Raw genomic sequence first — 11,995 nt, 5'->3', positions numbered from 1 at the left:
TTGTGTATACGGGCGGTCCGTCCGCCTCGGGTCGTCAGTCTTCGGACTGTAGCAGCAGCAGCCGCGTCCCTTCCGGAGCGATCAGAATGGCATTGCTCGACTCATCGAGACTGTCGGGCATTTCGTCGGAAAGTTGGCAGCCGCGCTCTTTCAGCCGCGCCAGGCGCTCACGCATGTCAGGATCTTCGAAGGTCAGCACCGGCTGGCGGAACGCCCGTGAACGATACAACGCCAGATTCAGATGGTCACTGGTGATCGCCGTGCGGGCGAATGGCTCAGGTTGCTCATCCCACGCCACGAAGCCCAAGGCTTCCCAGAACACACGCATCGGGCCCGCCTCGCGTGCCGGCAACCCGTACTCGGTAAAGTAACCGCAGGTCGTGGTCGGCTGACTTTCCAATTGCGGCGGCGAGAACGTGCGCGCCTCGAACACGTTGACGGATTGTCCCGAAGGATCGCGGAAGCTGAGCCGATTGAAGACTTCGTTGCCCAGCTGCAGGTCTTCGAGCTCGATGCCGAGCTGCTCCAGCCGCTCCATGCCGTGCATGAGTCGTGGCATCACGAAGGTCAGCGCAGGGGAGGGCATGGTCTGGCCGTGCAATCCCAGAAACAAGCGGCCATCGGTCACCACCGCATACGGATGGTCGAAGGTCTCGCCGACCGGCGCCTGCACGAAGCCCAGCGATTCATAGAACGCCAGGGAGTCGCGAATCTCGGGCGCATACACGCTGATTTCGAGGAACCGGCCGAACATCAATGCTGAGCGCCGCTACGTAACGCCCGTCGCAGCGTGGCGTCGGCTTCGGCGGGCGTTTGATGCGAGGGTTCGGCCCAGCCCTGGATGTGTCGTTCGATCAGATTCGTCAAAGTGGCAACGTGCGCGTCGCTGGAGTTCAGCGCGGGAATGTAGTCGTACGCTTCGCCGCCCGCTTCGAGAAACAACTGCCGATTGCGAAGTGCGATCTCTTCGAGCGTTTCCAGACAGTCGGTCGCGAAGCCCGGGCACATCAACGTCACGCGCTTCGGTCCACTGCGCGCGTACTCGAGCAAACGTTCGTCGGTGTACGGTCGCAGCCATTCTTCGCGACCCACCTGCGATTGAAAACTCACGCTCCACTCTTGCTCGCCCAGAGAGAGACGCTCTGCGACCAATCGCGCCGTCTTCATGCTCTGGCAGTAGTACGGGTCGCCCGCGGTGACATACCTCTTTGGAATGCCATGGAAGGAAAACAGCAGATGGTTCTTCTCGTGTGTGCGCCAGTGTTGCTCGATGCTGGCTGCGAGCGCGCCGACATAACCGGCGTCGTCGTGATAGCTGCCGATGAAGCGCAGCTCCGGCACCCAGCGCCAACGCTGCAACTGACGAGTGACCCGATCGAACACGGATGCCGTCGTCGTCCCGGAGTACTGCGGATACAGGGGCAGAACGACGATGCGCTGTGCACCTTGCCGTCGCAGCTCTTCGAGTGCCTGGGGAATGGAAGGTGAGCCGTAGCTCATGCCGAGCGCTACGGCCGCATTCCAGCGCGGCTGCAATGCCTCCCCGAGTCGTTTGACCAGCGCGGAGCTGTGCACGAGCAAGGGTGAGCCTTCGGGAGTCCAGATTTGTCGATACGCGTGGGCGCTCTTCGACGGGCGGATGCGCAGGATCACGCCATGCAGCGCCAGCCACCAGATCGCCCGCGGCGCTTCGACGACGCGCGGGTCCCACAGGAAGTCAGCCAGGAAGCGCCGGACCGAAGCCGGATCGGGACCGTCGGGCGTGCCGAGGTTCGCCACCAGAACGCCAATGCGATTGGCGCTGCCGTGTTGATAAGAAGAATCGCCGAGGTAGTCGACCATGGGGCGCAAGTCTAATGACCCGATTGCTTGCCGACTAACAGTCGCTAGCAATCGGCCCCATTGGGTACATGGATGTACCCCGCCGCCACGGGCGGCGGGCGAGCGGCAAAAGTCACGCCTTTTGCGGCCTCGCCGGGAGGGTCGTGGCAGGATGCCCGATCCCGACCATAAAAAAGAAAAGCCCCGCCGGAGCGGGGCCTTCCCACCAGGAGTTGGTGTAGTCGCGCGGCTTAAGCAGCCTGCTTGCGACGGCGCCGGCTCAGCGCGATGCCGATCAGGCCGATGCCCAGCAGGCCCAGAGCGCCCGGCTCCGGCACGTTGGCGACATTGCGATCGCCATACGCGGTCAGGGTGGAACCGAACAGGAAGAAGTCGCCCCAGAGGGACTGGACGGTCACGGTCAGGGTGCCCACCTCGTTCAGCAGACCGAGGATGGAGAAGCCGCCGTACGCCTCGCCGCTCAATTCAAAGCGGTCGAACTCGGGGTCCCGCAGAACGACCGCGACGTACTCGCCATCGTCGCTGTCGTTGCCCAAGGAGAGAGTCAGGTTGAAGCTGGTGATCAGGTCTTCCATCGGACGGAAGCCGTGCTCCGTCAGGTCATGGGTGTAGGTGTGGGACTGAAACCAGCCGATGTGCTCACCGCCACCGAAGTCGGCGGAGTCGCTCCAGCTGGTGGGGATCGCATGGGAAGTGCTGGCAAACCCGAAGGCGAGCAGCACGAAGGCAAAAATTCGGTTCATCTTGATAACTTCCTGTGAGCGTTTATGGCACGCGTCGTAGATAAAGCAACTGCTATGCCACAGGTCATTTTTTCTTTATGGGTCAGCGACCTAAGGTCCATCGACTGCTGCGGCGCGATGCGGAGGAGGATGGCCCTGTAATACAAGCCGACGCATTGCCGCATACGTTAAGTAAAGCGCGTGCGAATCCATCGGCCGTAATTCTTGCGAAGGTGTCTGCGGCGGCTGTGAGGGTATTTACCTCGGTTTGTCGCTATACCCATTAGGATCTGCGTGCGTGTGATTAGGGATGCCTTCACAAGGACCCGCATGGTCGGGGCATGCAACCGGGCAGGGACGCCCTCCACTTCTTTCACTTCATCTTTTTTGTTTTCGGGTTGGCGTCCGCCCACCGACCCACCTACCGCTATCGATTGCTCGGAGCGTCGCGATTCGTTACTGCCCCCTCCCCGGGATCGCGGCCTTCGCGCAGGGGACTGACGACTGGTTTAACTTATTCCAGTTTTCGGTCCGGACGGCGGTCGGCAGGGTTCTCCCATCAAGACCCTGTCGACCGCCTCCATTTTGAAGGTGGGCTAACGCTCCACGATCGCCGTCACTCCCATCCCGCCAGCCGTGCATACGGAGATCAAGCCGCGCCCGCCGCCGCGCTGGGCGAGTTGCTTGGCTAGCGTGGCGATGATGCGCGCGCCGGTGGCGGCGAAGGGGTGGCCGATGGCGACGCTGCCGCCTTTGAGATTCATCTTGCTCCGGTCGATGCTGCCGAGAGGTGCGCTGAGCCCGAGACGGTCGCGGCAGAACTCCGGCGACTCCCAAGCCTTGAGCGTGCAGAGCACCTGCGCCTCGAAGGCTTCGTGGATCTCGTAGATGTCGAAATCCTGCAGAGTCAACCTGGCGTCGGCGAGCATGCGAGGCACGGCATAGGCCGGCGCCATCAGCAATCCTTCCTTCTGCACGAAATCGACGGCCGCGTACTTGCCATAGGTGAGATAGGCGAGCACCGGCAGTCCGCGCGCCTTCGCCCATTCTTCGCTTGCGAGCAGTACTGCCGCGGAGCCATCCGTCATTGGTGTCGAATTGCCGGCCGTCAACGTGCCGTTCGCCGCGAACGCAGGTTTGAGCTTGGCGAGCTTCTCGAGCGTGCTATCGCGACGAATGTTGTTGTCCTGCTTCAAGCCGCGGAACGGTATGACCAGGTCTTCGTAGAAACCTTCATCCCACGCCGCGCCAGCCTTGCGATGACTCTCGAGCGCCAGCTGATCCTGATCGGCGCGCGGGATCTGCCAGGTCTGAGCCATCTTTTCGCAATGCTGCCCCATCGACATGCCGGTGCGCGGCTCGCTCACGCCGGGCAACTGCGGCTTGAGAAAGCCGGGACGAAAACCGGCCCACGGCGAGAGACGCTCGCCGAGCGATCGGCCGCGCGCACTGCGCAGAAGCAATTTGCGATACGCAGTGGGATAGACGATAGGAACATCGCTGGCAGTATCGACGCCCGCGGCGATGGCGGAGTCGATTTGACCGGCCGCAATTTTCAAGCCCAGCACGATGGCGGTATCGAGACTGGTGCCGCAGGCACGCTGCAAATCGAATGCGGGCGTTTCCGGCGCGAGACCGCTATCGAGCACGCTCTCGCGCGTCAGATTGAAATCCTTGGAGTGCTTGAGCACCGCGCCGGCGCCGACATCGCCTAACACTTCGCCGCGCAGGTTGAATTTATCCACCAGCCCCTTCAGCGAGGCGGTGAGCATTTCCTGATTGCTGGCCTCGGCGTAAACACCCATCGAGCGCGCGAACGGAATGCGCGTGCCCCCGATGATGGCGACGCGTCGAACTGACGAACCTACGAGCATGACGGCTCCATGGCGGGCAACGAAGGGGGCGCAAGCATGCCAGCCGTCGTCAGCCGCGAATAGTTGGGAATCGCTGTTGGCGCGGACGACTGAAGTCCGTACGCTGTGCGGCCCGCGATCCGTAACGCCACACATTCACCGCCACAGCTGGCGGCAGTATTCGACCCCATGAGTATCCACAGCCGCGCCCGCCTGGTCGTGGACGCCCGAGCTATTGTTGCGCTCGGCGGCCCGCTGCTAGGTAATAATCTCTCGATCACCGGCATGGCCTTCGCCGATACCGTGATGGCGGGCCAGTTGGGCGCGGTCGACCTCGGCGGCCTGGCGATCGGCGCCGCCACGTTCAACCTTTTCATGTTCATGGGCTTCGGCTTGCTGATGGCCACTTCGCCGTCGGTTGCGCATGCCTATGGCGCCAACGATACGTACAAAGTGACGTCCTATGCGCGTCAGTCATGGTGGCTGGTGCTGGCGCTTTCAATCCTGTTGTTCACGGGCATGCGTCAGGCGGACTGGTTCCTGCCCGCGATCGGCATCTCCGAGGACGTGCTGCCGGTCGCGGTTGGATACATTCACGCCATCAGCTGGGGCATGCCGGGCCTGCTCGCATTCTTTTCGCTGCGCTATATGAGCGAAGGGCTGGGACGCACCAAGCCCATCATGTTCACGGGCTTTCTCGGGCTGACCGTGAATGTCATCGGCAACTGGATTTTCATTTACGGCAAGTTCGGCGCGCCGGCGCTGGGTGCGGTGGGTTGCGGAGTCGCGACGGCCATCTCGATCTGGCTGATGTTCTTCGCGATGTTTCTGCACGTCCGCACGCATCGCGCGTATCGCCCGTTCAACTTTTTCGCGCGCATCGATCCGCCGAACTGGCCGGTGCTCGGCGAGCTCACTCGCATCGGTGCGCCGATCGCCGGCAGCATCCTGGCCGAAGGCGGTTTGTTTGTAGCGGCGGCGTTGATGATGGGCGGCATGGGCGCCGTGACGGCGGCCGGACATCAGATCGCGCTGAACTATGCGGCGTTCATGTTCATGGTGCCGCTGGCCATCAGTTCCGCCACGACCATTCATGTCGGTCACACGCTGGGGCGCGGCGATCTCATCGGCGCACGTAATGCCGGTGTGATCGGCGTGGTGATGTGCGCAATCGTGATGACCGTGTCAGCGATCGTGATCCTGCTGTTCAACGATCAGATCGCTGCGCTGTACACACGCGATTTGCCGGTGCGCGAACTGGCCGCCAGTTTGTTGTTGATGGCGGCGTTGTTTCAGTTTTCCGACGGCGTGCAGGTCGGCGCGGCGGGTGCGCTGCGCGGCTTCAAGGACACGACCATTCCGATGGCCTTGTGTATCTTTTCGTACTGGGTGGTTGGGTTCACCTTCGCCTATTACTTCGGTGTACACCGTGGCGAAGGACCGGTGTTGGTGTGGGTCGGGCTGAACGTCGGACTGACGATCAGCGCGGTGCTGCTGGTGGTGCGCTATTGGTTGGTCACCAAAGCGCGCTTGCGAGATCAGCGGCCGGCGTAAGAGCCGCGCTGCGGATCGTTATATCCGTAGCCCAGTGTCTCGACTTCCTCGACGATGCCGTCGATGAAGCGCACCCGGCGCATCAGCTTGTTCGGGCCGAAGTTGTAGGTCCAGGTTTCCACCGGGATTTCGATCAGCCCGTCGCCGGAATAAAAGATACGGCCGCCGACGGTGTAGGTCGGACGACGCAGGATAGTGCGCGTCTGCACGTCGGCAGGCTCGCCGCAGAATGCCCGTACTTCGGCGCGTGCATCGCCATCGCGGACCAACCGACTGCCACAACGCATGCCGTCGGCATGCGCCGGCCCAGCCACTGTCGCGGCAACCACTGTCAAACCGATGAGGAGTGCGCTACGCATGGTCTTCACTATGCCTCGCGGCCGATGAATTGCCAATGAACCCTCGCTGAATCCATCAAGTCGCCGCCTGGAGCCGTCCTTCGATGCAGTTCCGGTACAGCTGAGCAAATTCCGCGACCGTCACCGGCACCGGATTGCCGCCGGTGGAAGGATCGTCGAACGCCTGTTTGGCAAACGCGTCCGCATGCTCAGAGGTAACGCCCAACTCCGCCAATGTATCCGGGACGCCGATGGTATTTCGCAACTCCAGGATCCAGTCCAGCACGCCGCTGAACGACTGTTGGGGCAGGTTCAGGTAAGCCGCCAGGCGCTGCATCTTCTCGCCCAATGCCGGACGGTTCCACGACAATACATAAGGCATGACGACTGCATTGGTCAGGCCATGATGTGTGTTCAGGTTGGCCGAGCAGGGATGACTCAGGCTATGCATTGCGCCCAGTCCTTTCTGAAATGCGGTGGCGCCCATCAAGGAAGCGGCCATCATGTGCGAGCGCGCCTCGATGTCGCTGCCGTCGCGAACCGCGGTTGGCAGCCAATCGTGAATCAGGCGCATGCCTTCCAGAGCGATGCCTTCGGCAAGCGGATGATAGGAAGGCGAGCAGTACGCTTCGAGATTGTGAGATAGCGCATCCATGCCGACCGCCGCGGTGACTTTCGCGGGCAAGCCCAATGTCAGTTCAGGATCGGCGATCACGATGGACGGCAACATCCTGGGATGAAAAATGATCTTCTTGGTGTGATCGCGGACATCGGTGATCACGGCAGCGCGCCCGACTTCTGAGCCGGTGCCCGACGTTGTCGGCACTGCGACGGTGGGCGCCATGCCTGAAACATTCACTCGCGTGTACCTGTCTTCGCGATCTTCGAAGTCCCAGATCGGACGCGTCTGTCCCACCATCAACGCTACGGCCTTGCCGGTGTCGAGTGCGCTGCCGCCGCCGAATGCGATCACGCCATCATGCGTACCGCGACGATACGCACTAACGCCATTCGTGACATTCGACTCCACCGGATTCGCCTGCACGTCGCTGAACACTTCACAGGCGAGGCCCGCCGATCGACATGCAGCGACGGCGCTTTCAATCATCGGCAGCTTTGCCAGCGCGGCATCGGTGACGAGCAACGGACGTTTCATGCCCAACGCTTTGCATGCGTCCGGCAGCTCGGCAATGCGGCCGGGGCCGAAGCGGACGGCGGTGGGATAATTCCAGTTGCCGCGTAACGAAGCCATGATGTTTTCCTTCGAGCGGACGGGTGTGATCACGAACTCTCGCATGGGGTTGTCAAGTCCGTGTGCGCAAATGGAATGACTTGGGCCGCGTGAGATGTTCGTAACCGACGACTGACAGCGTGCAGCCGCGCCCCGAATCTTTCACGCCGACCCAGGCGAGCGCCGGATCGAGATAATCGCAACGATTCATGAACCAGGTGCCGGTCTGGATGCGATCGCCGATGGCGAGCGCGGCTTCCTCGTCCCCCGTCCAGATCGCGGCCGTCAGGCCGAAGGTCGTGTCATTCATCAATGCAATCGCCTGCTCGTCCGAGCTCACTTTCATCAGACCGGCGACCGGCCCAAAAATTTCCTCGCGCATTACCGTCATGGAGTGGTCGACGTTCAGCAGCGCCTGCGGCGCGAGATAGGGTGTGCCCGGTTTGCTGTCAGCGAATTTCGCAGCGTCGATCGCGGGCTGCGCGCCGGCGCTGATCGACGCTGCGATCTGCTGACGAATCGTGTCCGCAGCGGCGGTTCGAATGACCGGGCCGAGCGTGGTGTCCTGCTCGAGCGGGTTGCCGAGCACGTACTTATTCGTGAGGTCGATGAAGCCTTCGACGAATCTGCCGTAGACGTTTTCGTGAACGTAGATGCGTTGCAAGCCACAGCAGGATTGGCCGCTATTGAAGTACGCGCCGTCGACGACGTTCTCGATGGCGTGCGCCAGGTCGGCATCATGGCGAACATAGACGGGATCGCATCCGCCCAGTTCCAGGCCCACGCCGATGAAACGTTCCGACGCCGCACGTTGCACGGCATGCCCGCCGGCAACTGAGCCCGTGAATGCGACGAAGTCGATGCGCGGATCGCGAATAACCTTCTCGGTGTCTGCATGGTTCAGGTGCAGGACTTGAAACACGCCCTCGGGGAGGCCTGCCTGCTTCAGGCAAGTCGCGAAACGTTCGGCGCACAGCGGCGTCTGCGCAGAATGTTTCAAGATCACCGCATTGCCGGCCATCAGCGCCGGGACGATGCTGTTGACGGCGATCAGATAGGGATAATTCCAGGCAGCGATCGTGAACACGACACCCAGCGGTTCGCGGCGAACGAAGCGAGTGAAGTTTTCCTTCGGTCCGGCGTCGATGTCGGCGAGGGCTTGCGGCGCGATGGCGATCATGTGTCGCGCGCGCTCGAGTGTGCCGTTTACTTCGCTCGGAGAGTAGCGGATGGGGCGGCCCATCTGCCAGGTGAGCTCGTTGGCGATGTCGGCTCGCTGGCTTTCGAAGATGTCGCAGAAGCGAGAAAGAATTTTTGCCCGGTCGGCGACCGATGTGCTTCGCCATTCGCGCTGTGCGGCGCGAGCGCTGTTCAGAGCCGCATCGATTACCGCCGGCGTTGCCAGCTCGATCTGGACGTAAACGCTGCCGTCGACAGGAGAAATCGTTCGTTGCATGTGGCCGTCCAAAGCGGCGACCCGGCCTGCGGCCGGGCGCCGCGACCTTCGCGTCAAATGATCTCGAAGTATCTCGCCAGCTCCCAATCCGTAATGTGCTTGCGGAACTCGCGCTCTTCCCATTCGCGGGTCGCGGCGAAGTGATCGACGAAGGCGTCGCCGAAGTACTCGCGCGCCATGCGCGATTGTTTCAAGCGCTGGGCGGCATCCCATAGCGTCCTTGGCAACGCCAGGCTCTCCGGAAACTTGTGATCGTAAGCGTTGCCTTCGACCAGCGGCTCGGGCTCGATCCGATGCTCGATGCCATACAGCCCCGAACCCAGCGCCGCGGCAAGAATCACATACGGATTCGCATCCGCCGCCGCGACCCGGTACTCCACGCGCTGTGACTTCGCGCTGCCCGGAATGACTCGCAGCGCACACGTGCGGTTCTCGACGCCCACGGTCGAATCGGTCGGCGCCCAGAAGCCCGGGATCAACCGTGTATATGAGTTGACGGTCGGCGCCACCATGGCAAGCAGTTCCGGCATCAGCTTCTGCTGACCGCCGATGAAATGGCGCATGGTCTCGCTCATCTGGTGCGGCCGGTCCGGATCGTGAAACACCGGCTTGCCGTCGCCGTTCTTGAGCGACAGATGAATGTGACCGCTCTGGCCCGGCCAGTCGCGCGACCATTTCGCCATGAAGGTCGCCATCATGTTGTTGCGTTGGGCGATCACTTTGACGAAGGTTTTGAACAGCGCCGCCTTGTCGGCCGACGCCAGCGCGCTGTCGAAGGCGATCGCCGCTTCGATCACGCCCGGCCCGGTCTCCTCGTGCAGCCCTTCGATGCCGAAGTCCATGGTTTCGCAGGTCGCGAGCAGGTGCCGATAGAACTCCGACGCGGTCGAATTGCGAATGACCGAATAGCCGAACCAGCCCGGCGCCATCGGTTTCAAATCGCGATAGTGCTTGGCGCGCACCGATTCGGGCGTCTCGTCGAAGAAAAACACTTCGTACTCGAAGCCGGCGTACGGTTGAAAACCGAGCTTGGCCGCCTTGTCGAGCACGCGCCGAAGCACGCCGCGCGGACAGACCTGCTCCGCCGCGCCCGTGAACTCGCTCAAGAACAACAGATTGTCATCTTCGAACGGCAACGGCCGGCATGTTTCGGGCAGGAGGCGAACGGGTGCGTCCGGATAGCCCGTATGCCAGCCAGTGAATTTCACGTTGTCGTACAGCTGGTCCTGACAATCCCAGCCGAGCACGACATCGCAAAAGCCGTAGCCGCTCTCCAGGGCCGAAATGAACTTGGCGCGCGACATGTATTTGCCGCGCATGATGCCGTCGATATCGAAGACGCCGACTTTTACATGCGACAGACCGCGCTGCTCGACGATGGCTTTGGCGTCGGCAGCGCTCTTGACCTGGCGAGGTTCCATCATGACGCGGTGTCAACCTTGGTAGTGCCGTAACCCTCGCGCTCCGGATGGCCATGCTGCCCGCCGGTGAGTGCGAACTCTTCCTCGGGCGACAACACCAATTTGTGACGACCGACCAACGCGAAGTACAGAACGCCCGCGACATACCACGCCAGCGCCGAGTACACGCCGGCGCGGTACACCGGATCCTGCAGCTGGTAGTACAGCGTGACGATTGCGATCGCCACGGTCGCCGCCGCACCGGGAATTCCCAGCGGGCTGCGATAGGGTCGCTCGATGTTCGGCATGTTCTTGCGCAACAGAATGAACGAAATGCCCTGGAAGGCATAAGAGATCATCGCGCCGAACACCGCCATGTTCAGCAAAGTCGCGCCGATGATCGCGCCGCCTTTCTCCGCGCCGCGCGAGAACCACACCGCAAGAATTACCGCGAGCCCGATCGAGGCGCCGGTGAACAACGCGATGTGAGGAGTCTTGCGCGAGCCATGCGTCAACGACATGGCGGCTGGGTAGTAACCGGCGCGCGACAGCGAATAGATCTGGCGGCCGAACGCGAAGATGATGGTGTGGAAACTCGCGATCAGTCCGATGACGGCCAGCAGCGCCAGCAGCTTCGCGATGTCGCCGGCGAAGATCACGCGGAAGCCATCGAGCAGCGGCTCGGCCGAGGTGGCCAGCGAATACGAGCCATGCAGCTTGCCTTCGTCGGCGGAGCCGATCGAGGCATTCAGCAACATGATCATCAGCGCCGAAACGATCAGCGTGAACATGCCGAAGATCAAACCCTTCGGCATGTCGCGCTTCGGATCCACCGACTCCTCGGCGGCGAGCGGCAATTCTTCGATCGCCAGGAACAGCCAGACAGCGAACGGCAGTGCCGCGAGCACGCCGTGCCAGCCGAACGGCAGGAAGCTGCCGCCGCCTTGCGCCAGCTCGATGGGCTTGCCGTCCGGGCCGGCGGCGATGTTCAGCGCCCAGCGTGAAAAATCCGCATGCGGAATCGCGCTGATCCAGAACACCACCAGCACCGCCAGCGCCATCACCGTGACGACGACAGAGATCTTGAAGGACAACTCCACACCTGCGTAATTGAGCAGCACGAACAGCAGATAGCAGCCGATCCACCACAATGGCTGATACGCGGCGGGAGTTTCGAAAATGCCGGTGAGATAGGAGCCGATGAAGAACACGATCACGGCCGGCGTCATGATGTACTCGATGCTCTCGGCCAGGCCGGTGATGAAGCCGCCCCACGGACCCATGGCGCTGCGAGCGAACGAATAAGCGCCGCCGGTATGGGGCAGTGCCGGCGACATTTCCGCCAGGCTGAAGATCAGCCCCAGATACATGATGGCGATGATGATGGCCGCGATGAACAGGCCGCCCCAGCCGCCGGCGCCGATGCCGAAGTTCCAGCCGGAGAAGTGGCCCGAGATGACGGCGCCGACTCCCAGCGCCCACAGCGACCAGACTCGCGCGTGGCGCTTCAGTCCGCGCTTCTCGAAGTAATCCTTACCGGCGTTCTGATAAGTGACGCCGCCGACCGTTTTCTTGTCTGTCATGCGATTCTCCCTGCAA

Annotated in this window: 10 protein-coding genes; 1 reads left to right on the top strand and 9 read right to left on the bottom strand. The window is 62.1% G+C overall.

Annotation, left to right across the window (positions count from 1 at the left end; genetic code table 11):
• Positions 1-34: 34 nt before the first annotated feature.
• The 4 genes from GYH35_RS20790 to GYH35_RS20775 all read right to left on the bottom strand — a co-directional run bounded on the left by GYH35_RS20790 (position 35) and on the right by GYH35_RS20775 (position 4,438).
• On the bottom strand, positions 35-754 hold the full coding sequence (locus GYH35_RS20790; RefSeq protein WP_161829379.1) for a VOC family protein: 720 nt from the start codon (positions 752-754) through the stop codon (positions 35-37).
• The gene (gene hemH, locus GYH35_RS20785; protein ID WP_161829378.1) at positions 754-1,842 is read right to left on the bottom strand and encodes a ferrochelatase; all 1,089 of its coding nucleotides are present in this window, start codon (positions 1,840-1,842) and stop codon (positions 754-756) included. Before hemH ends, GYH35_RS20790 begins: the two co-directional genes overlap by 1 nt.
• 230 nt (positions 1,843-2,072) lie before the next feature.
• On the bottom strand, positions 2,073-2,585 hold the full coding sequence (locus tag GYH35_RS20780; protein WP_161829377.1) for a PEP-CTERM sorting domain-containing protein: 513 nt from the start codon (positions 2,583-2,585) through the stop codon (positions 2,073-2,075).
• A gap of 575 nt (positions 2,586-3,160) precedes the next feature.
• Positions 3,161-4,438 (bottom strand): acetyl-CoA C-acetyltransferase, encoded by a 1,278-nt coding sequence (locus tag GYH35_RS20775; RefSeq protein WP_161812638.1) that lies wholly within the window; start codon positions 4,436-4,438, stop codon positions 3,161-3,163.
• Positions 4,439-4,606: 168 nt separating this feature from the next.
• On the opposite strand from GYH35_RS20775, the gene GYH35_RS20770 reads away from it, so the two are divergent.
• A complete protein-coding gene (locus GYH35_RS20770) occupies positions 4,607-5,971 on the top strand; it encodes an MATE family efflux transporter (RefSeq protein ID WP_161829376.1) in 1,365 nt (454 codons plus the stop codon).
• Here the strand turns inward: GYH35_RS20770 and GYH35_RS20765 are convergent.
• Genes GYH35_RS20765 through GYH35_RS20745 form a run of 5 tightly spaced genes read right to left on the bottom strand, consistent with a single transcriptional unit; the run spans position 5,956 to position 11,979 of the window.
• Entirely contained in the window at positions 5,956-6,330 is a 375-nt protein-coding gene (locus GYH35_RS20765) for a DUF2845 domain-containing protein (RefSeq protein ID WP_161812640.1), read from the bottom strand. The genes GYH35_RS20770 and GYH35_RS20765 overlap by 16 nt on opposite strands.
• A gap of 55 nt (positions 6,331-6,385) precedes the next feature.
• Entirely contained in the window at positions 6,386-7,561 is a 1,176-nt protein-coding gene (locus tag GYH35_RS20760; RefSeq protein WP_161829375.1) for an iron-containing alcohol dehydrogenase, read from the bottom strand.
• Positions 7,562-7,613: 52 nt separating this feature from the next.
• Positions 7,614-8,996 carry an aldehyde dehydrogenase family protein gene (locus GYH35_RS20755; protein ID WP_161829374.1) on the bottom strand — a complete coding sequence of 461 codons (1,383 nt, stop codon included), beginning with the start codon at positions 8,994-8,996 and terminating at the stop codon, positions 7,614-7,616.
• 53 nt (positions 8,997-9,049) lie between these two features.
• Positions 9,050-10,420 (bottom strand): glutamine synthetase family protein, encoded by a 1,371-nt coding sequence (locus tag GYH35_RS20750; RefSeq protein ID WP_202624452.1) that lies wholly within the window; start codon positions 10,418-10,420, stop codon positions 9,050-9,052.
• Positions 10,417-11,979 (bottom strand): amino acid permease, encoded by a 1,563-nt coding sequence (locus GYH35_RS20745; protein WP_161829373.1) that lies wholly within the window; start codon positions 11,977-11,979, stop codon positions 10,417-10,419. The genes GYH35_RS20750 and GYH35_RS20745 overlap by 4 nt, the downstream gene beginning before the upstream one ends.
• Positions 11,980-11,995: the final 16 nt, after the last annotated feature.

This window comes from Steroidobacter agaridevorans, assembly GCF_009932555.1.
GTDB classification, from domain to species: domain Bacteria; phylum Pseudomonadota; class Gammaproteobacteria; order Steroidobacterales; family Steroidobacteraceae; genus Steroidobacter; species Steroidobacter agaridevorans.
Note: the sequence above shows the minus strand (reverse complement) of the source record. Positions and strands in the feature narration are given on the sequence as shown.

Excerpts from the sequence above, each read along its gene's own strand:
- GYH35_RS20790 (WP_161829379.1), bottom strand. The coding sequence starts at position 754 with ATGTTCGGCCGGTTCCTCGAAATCAGCGTGTATGCGCCCGAGATTCGC.
- hemH (WP_161829378.1), bottom strand. The coding sequence starts at position 1,842 with ATGGTCGACTACCTCGGCGATTCTTCTTATCAACACGGCAGCGCCAAT.
- GYH35_RS20780 (WP_161829377.1), bottom strand. The coding sequence starts at position 2,585 with ATGAACCGAATTTTTGCCTTCGTGCTGCTCGCCTTCGGGTTTGCCAGC.
- GYH35_RS20775 (WP_161812638.1), bottom strand. The coding sequence starts at position 4,438 with ATGCTCGTAGGTTCGTCAGTTCGACGCGTCGCCATCATCGGGGGCACG.
- GYH35_RS20770 (WP_161829376.1), top strand. The coding sequence starts at position 4,607 with ATGAGTATCCACAGCCGCGCCCGCCTGGTCGTGGACGCCCGAGCTATT.
- GYH35_RS20765 (WP_161812640.1), bottom strand. The coding sequence starts at position 6,330 with ATGCGTAGCGCACTCCTCATCGGTTTGACAGTGGTTGCCGCGACAGTG.
- GYH35_RS20760 (WP_161829375.1), bottom strand. The coding sequence starts at position 7,561 with ATGGCTTCGTTACGCGGCAACTGGAATTATCCCACCGCCGTCCGCTTC.
- GYH35_RS20755 (WP_161829374.1), bottom strand. The coding sequence starts at position 8,996 with ATGCAACGAACGATTTCTCCTGTCGACGGCAGCGTTTACGTCCAGATC.
- GYH35_RS20750 (WP_202624452.1), bottom strand. The coding sequence starts at position 10,420 with ATGATGGAACCTCGCCAGGTCAAGAGCGCTGCCGACGCCAAAGCCATC.
- GYH35_RS20745 (WP_161829373.1), bottom strand. The coding sequence starts at position 11,979 with ATGACAGACAAGAAAACGGTCGGCGGCGTCACTTATCAGAACGCCGGT.